The 18,148-nt window shown below is 72.4% G+C and carries 20 protein-coding genes and 1 pseudogene; 7 read left to right on the top strand and 14 right to left on the bottom strand.

From position 1 onward, the window contains the following. Together M8J74_RS40980 and sigE are read right to left on the bottom strand one after the other, a co-directional pair. Positions 1–610: anti-sigma factor family protein (locus tag M8J74_RS40980; protein ID WP_249841261.1), on the bottom strand; the 610-nt coding region annotated here is incomplete at its 3' end. Beyond that, positions 607–1,311, bottom strand: coding sequence for an RNA polymerase sigma factor SigE (gene sigE / locus M8J74_RS40975; protein WP_249841260.1), 705 nt, complete (start codon positions 1,309–1,311; stop codon positions 607–609). The genes sigE and M8J74_RS40980, both read right to left, overlap by 4 nt. Before the next feature lie 238 nt (positions 1,312–1,549). Here sigE and M8J74_RS40970 point away from each other — a divergent pair, with 238 nt between their 5' ends. Continuing rightward, positions 1,550–2,248: an O-methyltransferase gene (locus tag M8J74_RS40970; RefSeq protein ID WP_308406184.1), complete on the top strand. Its 699-nt coding sequence runs from the start codon at positions 1,550–1,552 to the stop codon at positions 2,246–2,248. Between the two features lie 105 nt (positions 2,249–2,353). On the opposite strand, the gene M8J74_RS40965 is transcribed toward M8J74_RS40970, so the two are convergent. Next, positions 2,354–2,521, bottom strand: coding sequence for a DUF3117 domain-containing protein (locus M8J74_RS40965; RefSeq protein ID WP_003966491.1), 168 nt, complete (start codon positions 2,519–2,521; stop codon positions 2,354–2,356). Positions 2,522–2,904: 383 nt separating this feature from the next. Between M8J74_RS40965 and chcB the strand changes: the two genes are divergently transcribed. Beyond that, the gene (gene chcB / locus M8J74_RS40960; RefSeq protein ID WP_249841259.1) at positions 2,905–3,708 is read left to right on the top strand and encodes a 2-cyclohexenylcarbonyl CoA isomerase; all 804 of its coding nucleotides are present in this window, start codon (positions 2,905–2,907) and stop codon (positions 3,706–3,708) included. A gap of 15 nt (positions 3,709–3,723) precedes the next feature. Here the strand turns inward: chcB and M8J74_RS40955 are convergent, their stop codons facing one another. Next, complete coding sequence (locus tag M8J74_RS40955) at positions 3,724–4,302, bottom strand: DNA-3-methyladenine glycosylase I (protein WP_249841258.1); 579 nt, start codon at positions 4,300–4,302, stop codon at positions 3,724–3,726. Beyond that, on the bottom strand, positions 4,299–4,667 hold the full coding sequence (locus tag M8J74_RS40950) for a DivIVA domain-containing protein (protein ID WP_058928193.1): 369 nt from the start codon (positions 4,665–4,667) through the stop codon (positions 4,299–4,301). Before M8J74_RS40950 ends, M8J74_RS40955 begins: the two co-directional genes overlap by 4 nt. Positions 4,668–4,812: 145 nt before the next feature. Here M8J74_RS40950 and folP point away from each other — a divergent pair, with 145 nt between their 5' ends. After that, entirely contained in the window at positions 4,813–5,673 is an 861-nt protein-coding gene (gene folP / locus M8J74_RS40945) for a dihydropteroate synthase (RefSeq protein ID WP_249841257.1), read from the top strand. A 31-nt stretch (positions 5,674–5,704) separates the two neighbouring features. On the opposite strand, the gene M8J74_RS40940 is transcribed toward folP, so the two are convergent. After that, complete coding sequence (locus M8J74_RS40940) at positions 5,705–6,463, bottom strand: LOG family protein (RefSeq protein WP_249841256.1); 759 nt, start codon at positions 6,461–6,463, stop codon at positions 5,705–5,707. 68 nt (positions 6,464–6,531) lie between these two features. Then, positions 6,532–7,611 carry a succinyl-diaminopimelate desuccinylase gene (gene dapE / locus M8J74_RS40935; protein WP_249841255.1) on the bottom strand — a complete coding sequence of 360 codons (1,080 nt, stop codon included), beginning with the start codon at positions 7,609–7,611 and terminating at the stop codon, positions 6,532–6,534. An 86-nt stretch (positions 7,612–7,697) separates the two neighbouring features. On the opposite strand from dapE, the gene M8J74_RS40930 reads away from it, so the two are divergent. Both M8J74_RS40930 and M8J74_RS40925 read left to right on the top strand, forming a co-directional pair. After that, entirely contained in the window at positions 7,698–8,669 is a 972-nt protein-coding gene (locus tag M8J74_RS40930) for a heavy metal transporter (RefSeq protein ID WP_249841254.1), read from the top strand. A gap of 286 nt (positions 8,670–8,955) precedes the next feature. Then, on the top strand, positions 8,956–9,438 hold the full coding sequence (locus M8J74_RS40925; protein WP_249841253.1) for an ATP-binding protein: 483 nt from the start codon (positions 8,956–8,958) through the stop codon (positions 9,436–9,438). A gap of 122 nt (positions 9,439–9,560) precedes the next feature. On the opposite strand, the gene M8J74_RS40920 is transcribed toward M8J74_RS40925, so the two are convergent. Continuing rightward, the gene (locus M8J74_RS40920; protein ID WP_249841252.1) at positions 9,561–10,655 is read right to left on the bottom strand and encodes a bifunctional succinyldiaminopimelate transaminase/glutamate-prephenate aminotransferase; all 1,095 of its coding nucleotides are present in this window, start codon (positions 10,653–10,655) and stop codon (positions 9,561–9,563) included. Between the two features lie 105 nt (positions 10,656–10,760). Next, positions 10,761–11,081 (bottom strand): ferredoxin, encoded by a 321-nt coding sequence (gene fdxA, locus M8J74_RS40915; protein ID WP_003973842.1) that lies wholly within the window; start codon positions 11,079–11,081, stop codon positions 10,761–10,763. A 140-nt stretch (positions 11,082–11,221) separates the two neighbouring features. On the opposite strand from fdxA, the gene M8J74_RS40910 reads away from it, so the two are divergent. Together M8J74_RS40910 and M8J74_RS40905 are read left to right on the top strand one after the other, a co-directional pair. Beyond that, positions 11,222–12,229: a GNAT family N-acetyltransferase gene (locus M8J74_RS40910; protein ID WP_249841251.1), complete on the top strand. Its 1,008-nt coding sequence runs from the start codon at positions 11,222–11,224 to the stop codon at positions 12,227–12,229. 30 nt (positions 12,230–12,259) lie between these two features. After that, positions 12,260–13,111, top strand: coding sequence for a transglutaminase family protein (locus M8J74_RS40905; RefSeq protein ID WP_249841250.1), 852 nt, complete (start codon positions 12,260–12,262; stop codon positions 13,109–13,111). Between the two features lie 90 nt (positions 13,112–13,201). On the opposite strand, the gene M8J74_RS40900 is transcribed toward M8J74_RS40905, so the two are convergent. The 5 genes and pseudogenes from M8J74_RS40900 to M8J74_RS40880 form a co-directional block, all read right to left on the bottom strand. Beyond that, a complete protein-coding gene (locus M8J74_RS40900) occupies positions 13,202–13,816 on the bottom strand; it encodes a response regulator transcription factor (RefSeq protein WP_249841249.1) in 615 nt (204 codons plus the stop codon). Next, entirely contained in the window at positions 13,813–15,003 is a 1,191-nt protein-coding gene (locus tag M8J74_RS40895) for a sensor histidine kinase (protein WP_249841262.1), read from the bottom strand. The genes M8J74_RS40900 and M8J74_RS40895 overlap by 4 nt, the downstream gene beginning before the upstream one ends. A 5-nt stretch (positions 15,004–15,008) precedes the next feature. Beyond that, positions 15,009–15,740, bottom strand: coding sequence for an ABC transporter permease (locus tag M8J74_RS40890; protein WP_249841248.1), 732 nt, complete (start codon positions 15,738–15,740; stop codon positions 15,009–15,011). Further along, positions 15,737–16,666 (bottom strand): ABC transporter ATP-binding protein, encoded by a 930-nt coding sequence (locus tag M8J74_RS40885; RefSeq protein ID WP_203237681.1) that lies wholly within the window; start codon positions 16,664–16,666, stop codon positions 15,737–15,739. The genes M8J74_RS40890 and M8J74_RS40885 overlap by 4 nt, the downstream gene beginning before the upstream one ends. A 129-nt stretch (positions 16,667–16,795) precedes the next feature. After that, positions 16,796–18,148: pseudogene (locus tag M8J74_RS40880) on the bottom strand (hypothetical protein); the annotation flags it as partial.

Below are 18,148 nucleotides of genomic sequence, written 5' to 3'. Positions count from 1 at the left end.
CGCGCGCGTCCGCGGCGGTGACGGTCGGTGTGCCGGTCGTGACCCCGCCCAGCGCGATCGCGGCGAGCGACACCGCGCCGGCGGCGACGAACGCGAACCGCATGCCGCGCGAGGACGGCCGGTCGTTCTCGTGACGGCTGACGTCGTGGATGCGGAATCCCCGGCCGGCGTCGCGCGGGCCGGAGGCGGGCAGGGCGGGAGCCGGGTGCGACCCCGGCCCCGAGGGGACGTAGTCGAACGCGAAGCGGTCGCCGCGCTTCAGGCCGAAGACCCCGGTCGCCGCTGCGCCCGCGAGGCGTCCGGGCAGTCCGTCGAATCCACCCCCGTCGAACGGCGTGCCACCGCCGTCCGGGTCACCTCCCGCGGGAAGTCCCTGGAGCCGGGCCAGGAAACTCTCGGACGGGGGCGGCGGGGCCGCCTCGGCGAAGACGTTCTTCAGCCGGCGCTGCGCGTCCGCCTCCGCCTTGCACTTGGCGCAGGTGGCCAGGTGGGCGAGGACGCGCTCGCGGGTCTCATGGCCGAGTTCTCCGTCCACCAGGGCGGAGAGCCGGTCTCCCAGATGCTGTTCGGCCAGGCGGCGTTCCGCCGGGCTGGGTCGTGATCCACTCACGCGGTCGCGCCCCCTCCCCCCAGAGCGGCCACCCGGGGCACGAAGGAGCGGCGCTCGGCCGCCCGGGCCTCGGGAGACCGGTGCGCGAGGGCCTTGCGCAGCTGCGAGCGGCCGCGGTGGATCCGGGAGCGGACCGTGCCGAGCTTGACGCCCAGGGTCGCGGCGATCTCCTCGTACGACAGTCCTTCGATGTCGCACAGGACGACCGCGGCGCGGAACTCGGGCGCGAGGGTGTCGAGGGCCTGCTGGACGTCCGCGTCGAAGTGGGTGTCGTTGAAGATCTGCTGCGGGGTGGGCTCCCGGCTGGGCAGCCGCTCGGCCGCGTCCTCGCCGAGCGCGTCGAAGCGGATGCGCTGCTTGCGGCGGACCATGTCCAGGAAGAGGTTGGTGGTGATGCGGTGCAGCCAGCCCTCGAAGGTGCCCGGCGTGTACGTCGACAGGGAGCGGAAGACGCGGACGAAGACCTCCTGGGTGAGGTCCTCGGCGTCGTGCTGGTTGCCGGTCAGGCGGTAGGCCAGCCGGTAGACCCGGCCGCTGTGCATGCTGACGATCTCCTCCCAGGTGGGCGGAGTCCACGCCTGCCCGTCCGCGTCGGTGGAGAACGTCGCGGTCTGGGCGTGGTCAGCGGCGTGGCTGGGGTCAGCAGCGGTGTCGTTCACGGATCTCGGCCTGCCCGCCGATCCGAGGAAGCGCCGCAGCACTCCACCCCGATCCCCGTTGGGCGCGGCCGCACCTCCCCTGTCATCTCTGGTGGTGTCCAGTGGAGCCCCTACCATAGCCACCTCGCCCGTTAGGACCGGATAAGCGGTTTTACGAGAATTTGATCTGGGCTGATACGGCTCGGCCCGCTGCGTCCGCAGCTGCTCGGCCGCCCGTCCGTCGTCGTGATCCAACTGTGTCCCCCCGCGGTCGTCCACACCCTTCTAAACGCCCGGTCCCATCTGCGGGTTCCCGGGCCCAACGGATACAGTCACGCCGAGGCAACCACGGGGACAGGAGAGGGTCATTACCGGCAACCGGCAGACGAGCTGGGCGTTCGCCGACGCCTACGTCGCCGAGGACGAAGTCCTGCGCTGGGCCCGGGACCGGGCCCGCGAGGCGGGGCTGCGCTCGGTGTCGCCCGGCACGGGCGCCGCGCTGCGGTTGCTGGCGGCCTCGGTGGACGCCAAGGCGGTGGCCGAGATCGGCACCGGCACCGGCGTCTCCGGTATCCACCTCCTGCACGGCATGCGCCCGGACGGCGTGCTGACCACGGTCGATCCGGAGCCCGAGCACCAGCAGTTCGCCCGTCAGGCCTTCCGTGCCTCCGGGTTCGCCAGCAACCGCGCCCGCTTCATCCCGGGCCGCGCCCTGGACGTCCTGCCCCGCCTCGCGGACGCCGGCTACGACCTCGTCTTCTGCGACGGCGACCGGCAGGAGGTCATGGACTACCTCGCTGAATCGTTGCGCCTGCTCCGTCCGGGCGGTCTGGTGGTCTTCGAGGGCGTCTTCGCCAACGGACGCACGGTCGACTCGGGCCCGCAGCCGACCGAGGTGCTGCGGCTGCGGGAACTGCTGCGGGCGGTGCGCGAGAGCCAGGAAATGGTGCCGTCGCTGCTGCCGGTGGGCGACGGCCTGCTGTGCGCGGTCAAGCGCTGACCTGCCGCGCGACGGCTCCTGGGGTACGTACGCATCCCCGGGAAAACAGCAACCCCGGCATCGTTTGGATGCCGGGGGAGCTGAAAGGGTATCGTCGCTTCCGCGTCAGCCGACGACCTTCTTGAGGGCGTCGCCGAGCGCGTCGGCCTCGTCAGGGGTCAGCTCGACGACGAGCCGACCGCCGCCTTCGAGCGGAACGCGCATGACGATGCCCCGCCCCTCCTTGGTCACCTCGAGCGGGCCATCACCCGTTCGCGGCTTCATGGCCGCCATGCTCGTTCCCCTTCCTGAAACCAGCTCATCGTCAAAGCCGACGGCCCTGGAGGGCACGCGCGGTCCAGGCGTGGGACTTGGACACGCGACACCGGCATCGAACACATTGCTTCCAAGCCATTATCCCGCATCGCAGGACCCGATGACCAACATCGGTCGGCATCGCTTGGGCAACGCGCGCGAGCAAAACCACCCAATTCGGCGATGTGACTGCGATACTGCGCGACCGCGCGGGTTTCCGTCGCCCGAAAACCCCGCAGAATTCTTTGACGCAGGTCACACGTCCGTTCCGGTCGTGCGGCGGTGATCTCCGCCATGCTGTCCTGTGGACAAGGGCGTACCGGCCGGTACGCCCGCAGCCGCGACTGCGGAGGGGACACACCATGGCCGACACCGTGCTCTACGAGGTGAGCGCCGGACTCGCGACGATCACGCTGAACCGCCCCGAGGCGATGAACGCGCTGAACATCGCGACGAAGGTCGCGCTGCGGGAGGCGGTCCGGGAGGCGGCCGGTGACGACGCCGTACGGGCGGTGCTGCTCACCGCCGCCGGGGAGCGGGCCTTCTGCGTCGGACAGGACCTCAAGGAGCACATCGGGCTGCTGGCGTCGGACCGGGAGACGGGGTCGTCGCACACGATGAGCACGGTGAAGGAGCACTACAACCCGATCGTGCGGGCCCTGGTGGAGATGCCGAAGCCGGTGGTGGCGGGCGTCAACGGCGTCGCCGCGGGAGCGGGCTTCGGGCTGGCGCTCGCCGCGGACTACCGGGTCGTCGCCGACACCGCCGCCTTCAACACGTCCTTCGCCGGGGTGGCGCTGACCGCCGACTCCGGGATCTCCTGGACGCTGCCGCGGGTGATCGGGCCCGGCCGCGCCGCCGACCTGCTGCTCTTCCCGCGCAGCATCACCGCGCAGGAGGCGCACGACCTCGGGATCGTGAACCGTCTGGTGCCGGCCGGCGAGTTCCGCGCCGAGAGCGAGAAGGTGGCGCGGGCCCTGGCCGAGGGGCCGACGGTGGCCTACGGGGCGATCAAGGAGTCCCTGGCCTACGCGCTGTCCCACTCCCTTGCGGAGAGCCTGGAGAAGGAGGACGAGCTGCAGACCCGGGCCGGGTCGTCCGAGGACCACGTCATCGCGGTGCAGGCGTTCGTCAACAAGGAGAAGCCGAAGTACCTGGGCCGCTGAGCCCGGCCGGCGCCGTCACGCGAGGCGTGCGACGCACGCCTCCAGGTGGTCGTCGACCAGGCCGCACGCCTGCATCAGGGCGTACGCCGTGGTCGGGCCCACGAAGCGCAGGCCCTTCTTCTTGAGGGCCTTGGACAGGGCCGTCGACTCCGGGGTGACGGCCTGGACGTCCGCGAGCGTCCTCGGTGCCGGGCCCGGCTCCGGGGCGTGGGACCAGATGAGGTCGTCCAGGTCGCCCGGCGCCCACCCGGCCAGGACGCGCGCGTTCGACAGGGTCGCGTCGATCTTCGCGGCGTTGCGGATGATGCCGGAGTCGGTGAGCAGCCGGGCCCGGTCGGACTCGGTGAAGTCGGCGACCTTGCCGATCCTGAAGTCGGCGAAGGCGGCGCGGAAGCCGGGGCGGCGGCGCAGGATGGTGATCCAGGACAGGCCGGACTGGAAGGCCTCCAGGCTCAGGCGTTCGAAGAGGGCGTCGTCGCCGTGGACCGGGCGGCCCCACTCCTCGTCGTGGTAGGCCACGTAGTCCTCGGTGGACAGCGCCCAGGGGCAGCGCAGCGCGCCGTCCGGGCCGGCGATGGCGGCGCCGTCGGTCACCGCTGCTCCCCCTGGCCGTCGGCCGGCTTCTCCATGGAGACGTGCGGGGCGTGGGCGGCGGCCCGGGCGCCCGCCAGGGCCGACTCCAGGTCGGCGATGCGGGCGTCGCGCTCGGAGAGTTCGGCGGCGAGCCGGTTGAGGGCGTCGTCGACGTCCGCCATGCGGTAGCCGCGGGCGGCGAGGGGGAAGCGGAGGGCGTCGATGTCCGCCCGGCCCACCGGGCGGTCCAGGGGCAGCGGGTCCCGCAGCCGGTCCGGGGCCACCTCGGGCAACGGACCCTCGCCCTCGCCGCCGCCCACCACGGCCAGGGTGACCGCGGCGACCACGACGGCGAGAGCGACGACCAGGAACAAGAACATAACCATCGCGGTGGTCCCCACGCTCGGTGTCAGGAAGCTCGACGAAGCCTCGTGTGTCAGGGTCCGATCGTGCCATGCGAGTCTGACAGTTAGGGTCGCAGACGGCCGAAAGGCCAGGACACCCAGGTCGTACTACGAGAGGTCACAGCGGATGCTCAGGCTGGGCGGGCATGAGTTCGGGGCGCACGAGCCGGTGATCATGGCGATCGTGAACCGGACGCCGGACTCCTTCTACGACCAGGGGGCCACGTTCCTCGACGAGCCCGCCCTCGCGCGCGTGGAGCACGCGGTGGCCGAGGGGGCCGCCATCGTCGACATCGGGGGCGTGAAGGCCGGGCCGGGCGAGGAGGTGACCGCCGAGGAGGAGGCGCGGCGGACCGTCGGGTTCGTGGCGGAGGTGCGGCGGCGCTTCCCGGACGTCGTGATCAGCGTCGACACCTGGCGCGCCGAGGTCGGCGAGGCCGTCTGCGAGGCCGGGGCGGACCTGCTCAACGACGCGTGGGGCGGGGTGGACCCGGGGCTCGCGGAGGTGGCGGCGCGCTATGGGGTGGGGCTGGTGTGCACGCACGCGGGGGGCGCGCAGCCCCGGACGCGGCCGCACCGGGTGACGTACGACGACGTCATGGCGGACATCCTGCGGGTGACGCTGGGGCTGGCGGAGCGGGCGGTGGCGCTGGGGGTGCCGCGGGAGTCCGTGCTGATCGACCCCGGACACGACTTCGGGAAGAACACGCGGCACAGCCTGGAGGCGACGCGGCGGCTGGGCGAGATGGTCGACACCGGGTGGCCCGTGCTGGTCTCGCTGTCCAACAAGGACTTCGTGGGCGAGACGCTGGACAAGCCGGTGAAGGAGCGGGTGGTGGGCACGCTGGCCACCACCGCGGTCTCCGCGTGGCTCGGGGCCCAGGTGTACCGGGTGCACGAGGTCGCGGAGACCCGTCAGGTGCTGGACATGGTGGCGTCGATCGCGGGGCACCGCCCGCCCGCGGTGGCCCGGCGGGGGCTGGCGTAGCCCCCGCACACCACTGTCGGCCCGGCGGGCTCTAGCGGCCCGCCTCCTTCGACACCAGGGCCACGGCCTCCTCCACCTCGTCCGTCACGTGGAAGAGGAGCAGGTCCGCCGCGGAGGCCTTGCCCTGGGCGATCAGCGTGTTCTTCAGCCAGTCGACGAGGCCGCCCCAGTAGTCGGTCCCGAACAGGACGATGGGGAAGCGGGTGACCTTCTGGGTCTGCACGAGGGTGAGGGCCTCGAAGAGTTCGTCGAGGGTGCCGAGGCCGCCGGGCAGGACGACGAAGCCCTGCGCGTACTTGACGAACATCATCTTCCGGACGAAGAAGTAGCGGAAGTTCAGGCCGATGTCGACGTAGGGGTTGAGGCCCTGCTCGAAGGGGAGCTCGATGCCGAGCCCCACCGAGGTGCCGCCCGCCTCGCAGGCACCCTTGTTGGCCGCCTCCATGGCACCCGGGCCGCCGCCGGTGATGACGGCCCAGCCGGCCTCGACGAGCGCGCTGCCCAACCGCACCCCGGCCTCGTACTCGGGCGAGTCGACGGGGGTGCGGGCCGAGCCGAAGACGCTGATCGCGGGCGGGAGTTCGGCCAGGGTGCCGAAGCCCTCGATGAACTCCGACTGGATGCGCAGCACACGCCAGGGGTCGGTGTGCACCCAGTCCGTGGGCGCGCGCTCGTCCAGCAGCCGCTGGTCGGTGGTGCTGGACGTCACCTGGCCTCGCCTGCGGAGGACCGGGCCCAGGCGCTGCTCGTTCGGTGGCACCTTCTTGCCCTCGGGGTTCCCGGTAGCCATACGCGCTCCCTCCACTTGCGGGTGTTTCCACCTCAGCGTAGGTCTACGCGGATTACGGAGGAGGGACCTCAGCGTGTCAGCCAGTTGCGCAGGCGTTCCTCACCGGCGAGGATCTTGGCGATTTCCACCCGTTCGTCACGCTTGTGCGCCAAATGCGGGTTTCCGGGGCCGTAGTTGACCGCGGGGACACCGAGGGCGGAGAAACGGCTGACGTCCGTCCAGCCGTACTTCGGCATCGGGGTGCCGCCGACGGCCTCGATGAACGCGGCCGCCGCGGGGTGGGAGAGGCCGGGCAGGGCGCCGGGGCTGTGGTCGTCGATCACGAACTCCTCGACCCCGCAGTCCGCGAAGACCTCCCGGACGTGCGCGATCGCCTCCTCCCCGGTGCGGTCGGGCGCGTAGCGGAAGTTCACGGTCACGACGCACTCGTCGGGGATGACGTTGCCCGCCACGCCGCCGGAGATGCCCACCGCGTTCAGGCCCTCGCGGTACTCCAGGCCGTCGATCACCGGGTGACGCGGCTCGTACGCGGCGAGCTTCGCGAGGATCGGCGCCGCCGCGTGGATGGCGTTGGAGCCCATCCAGCCGCGCGCGGAGTGGGCCCGCTCGCCCTTGGTCCTCAGCAGCACCCGCAGCGTGCCCTGGCAGCCGCCCTCGACCTGGCCGTCCGACGGTTCAAGCAGCACCGCGAAGTCGCCCTCCAGCCACTCGGGGTGGGCCTCGGCGACGTGCCGGAGGCCGTTGAGCTCGGCCTGGACCTCCTCGTTGTCGTAGAAGACGAAGGTCAGGTCGCGGTTGGGGGCCGGGACCGTGGCCGCGATGCGCAGCTGGACCGCCACCCCGGACTTCATGTCGCAGGTGCCGCAGCCCCACAGGACGCCGTCCTCGTCGAGCCGCGAGGGCACGTTGTCCGCGATGGGGACCGTGTCGATGTGGCCGGCGAGGATCACCCGCTCCGGGCGTCCCAGGTCCGTCCTGGCCACGACGTTGTTGCCGTGGCGGTCGACCGTGAGGTGCGGCAGGGCGCGCAGGGCGGCCTCGATCGCGTCGGCGAGAGGCTTCTCGGTGCCGCTCTCGGAGGGGAAGTCGACGAGCTGGGCGGTGAGCTCGGCGGCGTTCGAGTTGAGGTCAAGTGGGCTGTCGGCCATGGCCTCGACCCTAACCCGCCGGGCGACGGCCCACTGTTGCGTACCGGGACGCCGGGGGCGCGACCGCCTCGGCTACCTTGTACGGCGTGCCGGAGCCGTCATCCACCGTCAAGCGCCGTGGCCGCCTTCTGCGAATCGGGGCGGCACTCGTGGTCCTGCTCGCCCTCGCGGGCTACCTCGTCGTGCAGTACGTCACCGGAGGCCACGGGCCGGGCTGCAAGGTGGTCTCGGGCAGACAGGACGGCGAGCAGTACGAGTTCACGCCGGAGCAGGCGGTGAACGCCGCGACGATCGCCGCCGTGGGCACCGGGCGCGGCATGCCCGAGCGGGCGGTGGCCATCGCGCTGGCGACCTCCCTCCAGGAGTCGGGGCTGCGCAACATCGAGCACGGCGACCGGGACTCGCTCGGACTCTTCCAGCAGCGCCCCTCGCAGGGCTGGGGCACACAGAAGCAGATCCTGGACCCGACGTACGCGGCGAACATCTTCTACGAGCACCTCGCCAAGGTGCCGGACTACACCAAGCTGCCGCTGACGGTGGCCGCCCAGCGGGTGCAGCGCAGCGGCTTCCCGGAGGCGTACGCCAAGCACGAGCCGGACGCCTCGCTGCTCGCCGCCGCTCTGACCGGCTCCTCGCCGGCCACGCTGACCTGCCAGGGCCGCGTCGACGCCACCACGGTGCGGGCGGCCGGCCCGGACGCGGTGCGGGCCGCTCTCGTACGGGACTTCGGCCGCGACGTCCTGCAGCCGGCCGGCGCCGAGGTGGGCGGCGGCACGTCGGCGTCCTCGCCGGCTCCGGGCGCGGGCGCGCGGACGGTCACGCTGCCCGTGGACGCCGGCACCAGCCCCGCCAAGGGGCGCTCGGCCGAGCGGCGCGGCTGGCAGCTGGCGCACTGGGCCGTGGCCAACGCCACCGCCCTGCACATCGAACGCGTCTCGTTCGGGGGGCGGGAGTGGGTCGCCGGGAACACCGACAGCCAGTGGCGCACGACCGGTGCGCAAGGCGGCGACGGGCCGGAAAAGGACACGGAAGCCGTCCGAATCGTCACTGGGCAGTAGTACGGGGATTCACCCTGGCGAGTTAGCCGGGGCCGTTCGGCCCGGTGCTGTGCGCAGGTTTTCGCGCTGTCACCCTCGCAACTGCAAAAACCGTTGGGAACAAAGGGCGGGAAGGATTCGGCACACTTTCGGACCGCGGGATCTTTGCCCGGTTTTATCCGCAGCCGATAATGCGACGCATTGCCAACTCTTTGCGTTGGTGCTCCGCAACCTTCGCGGGCTTCGAGCGGTAGTCACTGCGTCCGAGCCCGGACGATCAACATCCAGTCGATCAATCAGGAGCATCATGTCCCTCCCCCTGACCCGTCGGATCGCCCGTGCCGCGCTGCTCGTCGCAGCGGGAGCGGCTGCCGGGGTAGGTGCGGCCGGCTCCGCGAGCGCGGCCACTGATCTGCCCGCCACGCCCAGCCTCGGCGGGCTGACCGCCCTGGACGGCGCGAACGTCGGCAACACCGCCGACGGGGCGACCCAGCACGTCACCGGGCTCGCGGGCGACGCCGGCAGCAAGGCGGTCAAGCAGGCGGTGCCCGCCGCCGGCAAGACCGGCGGTCAGGCCGTGAAGAAGGCGACGCCCGCCGCGCAGAAGACCGCGGGCCAGGCCGCGGGGTCGGCCGGGGGCCTGCTCGGCGACACCGCCAAGTCGGCGACCAAGGGCGGACTGCCGACCGACTCGGCGACCAAGGGCGGACTGCCGACCGACTCGGTGGCCAAGGGCGGCGGCCTGCCGTCGGCCCAGACGCTGCCGCTGAAGGGGCTGCCGGTCGGCTGAGGCCGACGCCACCGCGTGCCGAAGGGGCTCAGGGTGCTTCCCTGGGCCCCTTCCCGTCATGTGCCGGCTGCGGGCCGGTGGGGGCTGGGCGCGCAGTTCCCCGCGCCCCTGGGGGCGTCACCTCACGCCAGCCGTTCGGCCGCCGCCCGTACGCGCTCGTCCGTCGCCGTCAGCGCCACGCGGACGAACCTCTCGCCCGCCGTGCCGTAGAAGTCGCCGGGGGCCACCAGGATGCCCAGCTCGGCCAGGTGGCCCACCGTCCGCCAGCAGGACTCGTCCCGGGTGGCCCACAGGTAGAGGCTGGCCTCGCTGTGCTCGATGCGGAAGCCGTGGCCGAGGAGCGCCTCGCGCAGAACCGTGCGGCGGGCCGCGTACCGCTCCCGCTGCTCCCGCACGTGCGTGTCGTCGCCGAGGGCCGCCACCACGGCCGCCTGCGTGGGAGCCGACGTCATCATGCCGCCGTGCTTGCGGATCTCCAGGAGCGGGGCGAGGATCTGCGGATCGCCGGCCAGGAAGGCGGCACGGTAGCCCGCGAGGTTGGAGCGCTTGGACAGGGAGTGGACGGCGACGATGCCGTCGTAGGAGCCGCCGTTGACGTCCGGGTGCAGGACCGAGACCGGGTCGGCCTCCCAGCCCAGTTCGAGGTAGCACTCGTCGGAGAAGACGAGGACGCCGTGCTCGCGGGCCCAGGCGACGATCCGGGTCAGGTCCGCCTTGGAGAGGACCTTGCCGGTCGGGTTGGACGGCGAGTTGAGCCACAGGAGCTTCAGGCCCCGCGGGTCCAGCTCCGTCGGGTCGTCGTAGACCTCGTACGCGGCGCGGGCGAGGCGGGCGCCGACCTCGTAGGTGGGGTAGGCCAGGCGCGGGAAGGCGACCTTGTCGCCCGGGCCGAGGCCGAGCTGGGTGGGGAGCCACGCGACCAGTTCCTTGGAACCGACGATCGGCAGCACATGCCGGTGGGTGACCTCGCGGGCGCCCAGCCGGCGCTCGACCCAGCCGGTGATCGCGTCGCGCAGCGCCGGGGTGCCCCACACCGTGGGATAGCCCGGGGAGTCCGCCGCGTCGATCAGGGCCTTCTGGATCAGGTCGGGGACCGGGTCCACCGGGGTGCCGACGGAGAGGTCGACGATGCCGTCGGGGTGCGCGGCGGCCGTCTTCTTGTACGGCTCCAGCTTGTCCCAGGGGAAGGTGGGGAGGCGGTCGGAGACTGCGGACACGGGACCAACGCTCGCTTTCGGGTCGTACGGCAAACGCCTCGGTCCCGCACGGCGATCGGGGTGATCAGGCCGTACGGGACCGAGGCGGCACGTTGCGGGGGCCGCTTACTGGTTCTGCGGCGGCAGCGCGGCGACGAAGGGGTGGTCGCGCTCGATCAGGCCCAGCTTGCTTGCGCCGCCCGGGGAGCCGAGCTCGTCGAAGAACTCGACGTTCGCCTTGTAGTAGTCCTTCCACTCCTCCGGAGTGTCGTCCTCGTAGAAGATCGCCTCGACCGGGCATACCGGCTCACAGGCACCACAGTCGACGCATTCGTCCGGGTGGATGTACAAGGACCGCTGGCCCTCGTAGATGCAGTCGACCGGGCACTCCTCGATGCACGCCTTGTCCTTGACGTCGACACAAGGCTGCGCGATGACGTAGGTCACGCTGTCGTTCCTCCTCGATAGGGCGCTGGCGGGCCTCCTCAGGCTCCGCCGCCTGGCGCGCGGGAGCGCGGCGTCGTCGATGCCCGCCCCTAGTATCTCCGTTCCGGGGCATGATCCGAACAGGAGGGGTGAACTGACCTGTGGAAATCTCGGCCGGCGGACGTCTCGAGGTTCGTATCACCGCCGCTGACGTGGGAAAACGTGTCTCCGTGCGGCGCTTGAGCGATCCTGGGGACACCATCGAGAAGTTCACCGACACGGTGGGTGTTCTCACATCATGGGACGACGGTGTGCTGCTGATCACACGAAAGAGCGGCGAGAGCGTCCGCATCCCGGAATCCTCCCTGGTCGCGGGGAAGGTGGTCCCGGCCGCTCCGGCCCGCCGCCGGGGGCCCGCCGCCTCGTACGCGGAACTGGCGCAGGCCGCCGCGCGCGCGTGGCGGCCGGTGGAGAGCGAGCGGCTGGGTGAGTGGGAGCTGCGGGCGGCCGCCGGCTTCACCCGCCGGGCCAACTCGGTGCTGCCGCTCGGCGACCCCGGCCTACCCCTCGACGAGGCGCTGGCCGCCGTACGACGCTGGTACGGCGAGCGCGGGCTGCCCGCGTACGTCCAGACCGCGACCGGCGGCGAGGGCACCCAGGAGCTGCTCTGCGCCGAGCTGGAGCGGCGCGGGTGGGTGCGTGAGGTGACGGCCGAGCTGTGGACCGGGGCGCTCGCACCGGTCGCCGACCGGGCGGAGGGAGCCGGCGTGGTGCTGTCCCGCCGGGCCGACGAGGCGTGGCTCGCGCGGTATCAGCGCAAGGGAGTGAGCGAGGTGGCGCTGAAGGTGCTCGGCAGCGGCCCCTCGGTATGGTTCGCGACCGTGCCGGGGGACGGGGCTCCCGCCGCGATCGGGCGGTGTGTCGTGGACGGGCGGTGGGCCTCGTTCGCCGCCGTCGAGGTGGATCCGGCGCTGCGGCGCCGGGGTCTTGCGACGACCGTGCTGGCCGCGCTGGCCCGGCGGGCGCTCGACGAGGGCGCCTCGGCCGCCTGGCTGCAGGTCGAGGAGGACAACGCGGGGGCGCGGGCGCTGTACGCCGGAACGGGGTTCGCCGCGCACCACGCGTACCACCACTACCGGGAACCGGCCGCCGGCGGCGCCGGCCGGTAACGGATCGCCGTGAGAGGGCACGAGCCTGCTATGCGTCCCCCCTATCCCCCGCCCCCCGAGCGGTCCGCGGAGCTGCGGCGGCGGTTCGCCGAAGAGGCGCGCTCCGAGCGGCCCGACCTGTCCACGCTCTGTCTGCTGCTCGGTGCCGAGGCCGACGGGGCACTGGACGAGGCGGGCATGGACGCGGCGCAGATGGAGCTGGACCGGCTGGCCGGGCAGCTGCCGTTCCGGCCCGGCGGCCCGCTGTCGTGGGCGACGGCGCTGCGGCATCTGCTGGGCGAGCGGGAGGGCTTTCGCGGCGCGCCGGCCGACTACCAGCGCCTGGAGTCGTCGCTGCTGCACGAGGTGCTGCGGCGGCGGCGCGGGCTGCCGATCCTGCTGTCGGTGGTGTGGCTGGAGGTCGCGCGGCGGGCCGGGGCGCCGGTGTACGGGGTGGCGCTGCCGGGGCACTTCGTCGTCGGGTTCGGCCCGCAGGAGCAGCAGGTGCTCGCCGACCCGTTCGACGGGGGGCGGGTGCTGAGCGGCAGCGATGCCGAGCTGCTGGTCGCCGGGGCCACGGGGGCGCCGCTGCATCCGTCGATGCTCACGCCCGCGGACCCGCTGGAGGTGGTCCTGCGGATCCTGAACAACGTCCGTGCGTGGGCCGCGGCCCGGCCCGAGCGGTCGGACGTGGCGCTGTGGGCGGTGGAGCTGTCGCTGCTGCTGCCCTCGCATCCGGCGCGGTTGCGCTACGAGCGGGCGCAACTGCTCGTCCAGCGGGGTGACTTCGTCGAGGGGGCCGTGGAGCTGGAGGAGTACGCGGAGTTGATCGATGCGGTGGACGAGGGGGCGGCGGAGCGGGTGCGGGGGCAGGCCCGGTCGGCGCGGGCGATGCTGAACTGACGTGCGCGGGGTCGCCGCGGGGGCTTGGGTCGCGATGCGGGTGCGGGTGCGTTGTGGCTTGTCGCGCAGTTCCCCGCGCCCCTGAGGGCGTTACAGCCAGCCTTTTTCTCGTGCGATCCGTGCCGCCTCCGCTCTGTTGCGGACCGCCAGTTTCTGGATTGCCGTGGAGAGGTAGTTGCGGACCGTGCCCTGGGAGAGGTGGAGGGCCGCGGCGAGTTCCGCGTTGGTCGAGCCGTCGGCCGCCGCGCGCAGCACCTCGCGCTCGCGGTCGGTGAGCGGGTTGGCGCCCTCGGCGAGGGCCGCCGCCGCGAGGGTCGGGTCGATGACCCGCTCCCCCGCGAGCACCTTCCGTACCGCCTGCGCCAGTTGGGCGGCGGGGGCGTCCTTGACCAGGAAGGCGTCGGCGCCCGCCTCCATGGCGGTGCGCAGATAGCCGGGGCGGCCGAAGGTGGTGAGGACCACCAGCTTCACCGCCGGAAGGGCCTTGTGGACCTGGGCCGCCGCCTCGATGCCCGTGCAGCCCGGCATCTCGATGTCGAGGAGGGCCACGTCCACCTCGTGCTCGCGCACCGCGGCCAGCACCTCGTCGCCGCGCGCCACCTGGGCGACGACCTCGATGTCGGGCTCCAGACCGAGCAGCGCGGCCAGCGCCTCGCGGACCATCGACTGGTCCTCGGCGAGCAGCACCTTGATCGTAGGGCTCATGCCCCGGATCCTACGGGCGGTGTGACGCCCAGGGGGACGCGGGCCACCAGCCGGAAGCCCTTCCTGACGCGGCCCGCCTCCAGGGTGCCGCCGGCCTTCTGCAGCCGCTCGGTCAGGCCCGTCAGCCCGTTGCCGGGGTCCTTGCCGGAGCCGCCCGAGCCGTTGTCCTCCACGGAGAGTTCGAGCACCGCGCCGTCCAGGGTCTGGCGGCGCAGCAGCTCCACCGTGCAGCGCGCGGCGCCGCTGTGCCGTACGACGTTGGTGACGGCCTCGCGCAGCGCCCAGGCGAGCGCGGACTCGCTCTCCTCCGGCACGTCCGTCAGATCGGGCTCGGCGGGCACCTCGGCGATGACCCCGGCCGCCTTCAGGGCGACCTGGGCGCCGGCGAGTTCGTCGGACAGGCGGGTGCGCCGGTAGCCGGAGACGGCCGCCCGGACGTCGACGAGGGCCTGCCGGCTGACCTGTTCGATGTCGGCGACCTGCTGGGCCGCCTTGTCGGGGTGGTCGGGGAGCATGCGGCCGGCCAGTTCGCTCTTGAGCGTGATCAGGGAGAGGGAGTGGCCGAGGAGGTCGTGCAGGTCGCGGGCCAGCCGCAGCCGCTCCTCGTTGGCGGCCAGCTGGGCCACCGTGGCGCGGGCCTTGCGCAACTCGATCGTCGTGCGCACCAGTTGCTTCACGCCCATCATCGCGAAGCCGAGCAGCACCACGACCAGGACCAGGCTCCAGTCGTCCACGCCGAGGCGCAGGCTGACCAGGATCATCGCCAGGCTGTTCGCCCCGACCGCCCAGTACGCGATCCGCTGCGGCAGCGTCGCCCCGCACGCGACGGAGACGTACACGAAGAGCCCGACCCAGTCGCCGCCCAGGGTGAGGGTCAGGACCACGGCGAGGGCGCCGAGCAGGGCGACGAAGCCGCCGACGGCCCCGCCGGAGAACGGCCGGCCCATGTTCCGGAAGACCAGGGTCAGATAGACGCCGGTGAAGCCGGCCAGGGCGACCCAGCCGGCGACGGTCGCGGCGGTCGTGTGGTGCCCGGAGTTCAGGTCCTGCACCGGCGAACCGAGGAAGATCAGCCAGGGCAGGATCCAGACGAGCTTGCGCGTCGCCTCGGCCCGGTTGCGGGGCGGCTGCCCCACCCGGATCGCGTTCTCGGCCCGCAGCTCCTCGGGCAGCCCGTCGTCCGTCATCGCGCTCACGCCTTCAGCGTGTCCTTCCGGTACAGCCAGGCCGCGCCGCCCGCGAAGAGGAAGAAGAAGGCGACGAGGACGGCGATGTCCTGGGCGTGGGGGGCCTGGCTCTGCTCGATGGCCCGTCCGAGGGCAGCGTACGCGTGCGTGGGCAGCCACTTGGCGATGTCCTGCAGCCAGCCCGGGAACGTGGACGAGGGCATCCACAGGCCGCCGAGGATCGACAGGCCGAAGTAGACGATCATCGTGATCGGGCGGACCGCGTCCCCGGAGGCGAGGTAGCCGATGGCGACGCCGAGCGCGGCGAAGACCAGGCTGCCGGCCCAGATGGCGCCGGTGAGGGCGAGCCACTGCCAGGCGTCCAGGCGTACGTCCTTCACGGCGGCGGCGACCAGGAAGACCACCACGATGGACGGCAGGCTGATCACGGCCGCGCCGGCGGTCTTGGCGAGGACGTATCCGCGCCCGGGCAGCGTGGTCAGCCGCAGCTGCCGTACCCAGCCGCCCTCCCGTTCCTTGGCGATGCGTTCGCTGTTGCCCATCAGGACGGCGGTCAGCGCGCCGAAGGAGGCCATGGAGACCATGACGTACTTGGCGACGCTCAGACCGGAGCCGCCGACGTTGCCCGACTGGTTGGAGACGAGCAGGAAGATCACCGACGGGTAGATCACCGAGAAGAACAGGAACCTGCGGTTGCGCAGGGCGCGGGTGAGTTCCAGCTTGATCAGGCTGTTCATGACTGCTTGGCCTCCTCGGCGGCGGTGATGGCGACGAAGGCCTGCTCCAGGCCGAGCCCGGCGACCTCGAGGTTGCGGGGGTAGAGGCCGAGGCCGTAGAGGGCGTGCACGGTCGCGTCGGCGTCGGCGGACTGCAGGCGGACGGTCTGGCCGGACACGTCGAGGGAGGTCAGGAAGGGCAGGTCGCGCAGGGGCGCCTCGTCGATGGGGCCCTCCAGGTCGAACGAGACCCGCCGCGCGCCGGCCTTCGCCTTGATCTCGGCGGCGGTGCCGTCCGCGAGGAGCCGTCCCCGGTGCAGGACGAGCACGCGGTCGGCGATCGCGTCGGCCTCCTCCAGGTAGTGGGTCGCGAACAGCACGGTCCGCCCCTGGTCGGCCTGCTCGCGCATGGTGGCCCAGAAGGCCTGGCGGGCGGAGACGTCCATGCCGGTGGTCGGCTCGTCGAGGACGATCAGGTCGCTGTCGCCGGCGGTGGCGAGGGCGAAGCGGACGCGCTGGGCCTGGCCGCCGGAGAGCTTGTTGACCTTGCGGTCGGCGATCTGGGAGATGCCGGCCCGGGCGAGCACGTCGGCCGGCTTGTACGGCCTCGGGTGCAGGTCGCAGCCGAGCCGGACGAGTTCGGCGACCGTCACCTCGTCCATCAGCCCGCCGCTCTGCAGCATGGCGCCCACGCGCCCGGCGACGATGGCCTCGCGGGGGCTGGTGCCGAAGACCTTCACCGAGCCGCTGTCGGCGTTCTTCAGGCCGAGCAGCAGGTCGAGGGTGGTCGACTTGCCGGCCCCGTTCGGGCCGAGCAGGGCCACCGTCTCCCCCGGGTGCAGGGCGAGGGTCAGCCCGTCGACGGCCCGTACGGTCCCGTAGGTCTTGCTCACCTGGTCGAAGCCGACCACCGGGGTGCCGGTGGCCGCTTTCGCTGTCGTCGTCATGTGATCCATCGTGGCCGCGAGGGCCCGGGCCCCGGCAGTGTCGGCGGTCCTGACTGCCGGATGACAGATGTCATACGGCGAAAGGGGGCACCCGGCGGATGCCGGGTGCCCCCTTTCGCGGGCCTGACGTCAGCTGGGGTTGGTCTGGATGACCCCGATCCGGTTGGTCTTGCTCAGCAGGGCCTGGCGCAGGGCGACGTAGACGTCCTGCGGGGTGACGGCCGTCTTCTTGCCGGTGCCGCGGGTGATCAGGACACCGTCGAACTGACCGCCGTAGAGCTCCTTGAGCGCGTTCAGGTCCGGCTTGTCGACGAGCTTGCCGTCGACGGCCTCGACCCTGAGGAACTTCCACAGGGAGTTCTGCGGGCTCAGCGGCAGCGTGACACCCGTGTCCGTCTTGACCGTGACCAGGCCCGACATCGCCGGCTTGGCGAAGGCCTTCATCTCGCGGTCGACCTCGGCGTTCGAGATCGTCGGCTGTTTGGTCGTGGTGACGACCGCGACGGGCTCGGTGGAGTCGGTCTCGACCTGCTTGCGGTACGCCTCCACGACGGCCTGGGCCGACCTGGTGGCGTCGATGCCCTTGCCCGCCTTGCCGTAGACGGGCACGGCCTTGCCGGACTCGAACTTGATCGTGCCCTCGGTCATCGAGCCGGAGCCGCCGGCCACGGACTGCAGGGCGGCGTTCAGCTTCTCCTCGTCGACCGGCATCACCGGGTCGACGACCCGGTGGTTGCCGAAGAGGGAGCCGATGACGGAGACCGGGTTGTAGTCGGCCTGCGCGGCCTGCGCGACCGTGGCCTGCTCGTCGAACTGCAGGCCCGCCTGGTCCGGCTTGAGGGCGACGGTCCTGCCGCCGACGGAGAGCTTCAGCGGCTTGTCGACCCGGCCGCCGAAGGTGGCGTCGAGCTTCTTGACGGCGTCGTCGCGGGTGCCGCCGCCGATGTCGACGCCCAGCACGGTGGTGCCCTTGGGGACGTCGGAGTGGTTCATCAGCAGCCCGGCACCGTACGCGCCGACGCCGGCGACCACCACGAGACCGGCCAGGAGGACCAGCTTGTTGCGCCCCTTCTTTTTCTTCGGGGCGGATGACGCGGACGCCTTCTTCTGGGACGGCTCGGGCAGCTTCGGCGGCGTGTGCGGCCCGGAGCCCTCGGGGCGCTCGCCCTGGCCGAACGGCGAGCCCGCGCCCGGCACGACCGGGATGCCGCTGGTGACGGTCTGCCCGGAGATGTTGTCGGGGGCCGGGTAGCCGTGCGGGCCGGGCTCGGGGGCCGGCTTCTGCGGGGTGAGGATCGCGGTGTCGTCGCTGAGGCCGCCGCCGGGACCGAGGGAGGCGCCCTGGGGGCCGACGCCGATGCCGGAGCCCGGGCCGAAGGGACCCGCGCCGGTGCCGGGGCCCGGACCGAGGGGGCCGGTGCCCGCGCCCGGACCCAGCGGGCCGGTGCCGGGGCCGGACGGGCCCGCGAAGCCGGAGGGGCC

The sequence above is a fragment of the Streptomyces panaciradicis genome (assembly GCF_023516615.1).
GTDB lineage: Bacteria > Actinomycetota > Actinomycetes > Streptomycetales > Streptomycetaceae > Streptomyces > Streptomyces panaciradicis.
The sequence above is the reverse complement of the archived record's forward strand: the minus strand, read 5'-3'. Positions and strand labels throughout refer to the sequence as shown.

Excerpts from the sequence above, each read along its gene's own strand:
- M8J74_RS40895 (WP_249841262.1), bottom strand. The coding sequence starts at position 15,003 with ATGACGGACGACGGGCTGCCCGAGGAGCTGCGGGCCGAGAACGCGATC.
- M8J74_RS40885 (WP_203237681.1), bottom strand. The coding sequence starts at position 16,666 with ATGACGACGACAGCGAAAGCGGCCACCGGCACCCCGGTGGTCGGCTTC.
- M8J74_RS40940 (WP_249841256.1), bottom strand. The coding sequence starts at position 6,463 with ATGGCTACCGGGAACCCCGAGGGCAAGAAGGTGCCACCGAACGAGCAG.
- M8J74_RS40950 (WP_058928193.1), bottom strand. The coding sequence starts at position 4,667 with ATGGTTATGTTCTTGTTCCTGGTCGTCGCTCTCGCCGTCGTGGTCGCC.
- M8J74_RS40925 (WP_249841253.1), top strand. The coding sequence starts at position 8,956 with ATGTCCCTCCCCCTGACCCGTCGGATCGCCCGTGCCGCGCTGCTCGTC.
- M8J74_RS40965 (WP_003966491.1), bottom strand. The coding sequence starts at position 2,521 with ATGGCGGCCATGAAGCCGCGAACGGGTGATGGCCCGCTCGAGGTGACC.
- chcB (WP_249841259.1), top strand. The coding sequence starts at position 2,905 with ATGGCCGACACCGTGCTCTACGAGGTGAGCGCCGGACTCGCGACGATC.
- dapE (WP_249841255.1), bottom strand. The coding sequence starts at position 7,611 with ATGGCCGACAGCCCACTTGACCTCAACTCGAACGCCGCCGAGCTCACC.
- M8J74_RS40905 (WP_249841250.1), top strand. The coding sequence starts at position 12,260 with ATGCGTCCCCCCTATCCCCCGCCCCCCGAGCGGTCCGCGGAGCTGCGG.
- M8J74_RS40900 (WP_249841249.1), bottom strand. The coding sequence starts at position 13,816 with ATGAGCCCTACGATCAAGGTGCTGCTCGCCGAGGACCAGTCGATGGTC.
- M8J74_RS40890 (WP_249841248.1), bottom strand. The coding sequence starts at position 15,740 with ATGAACAGCCTGATCAAGCTGGAACTCACCCGCGCCCTGCGCAACCGC.
- folP (WP_249841257.1), top strand. The coding sequence starts at position 4,813 with ATGCTCAGGCTGGGCGGGCATGAGTTCGGGGCGCACGAGCCGGTGATC.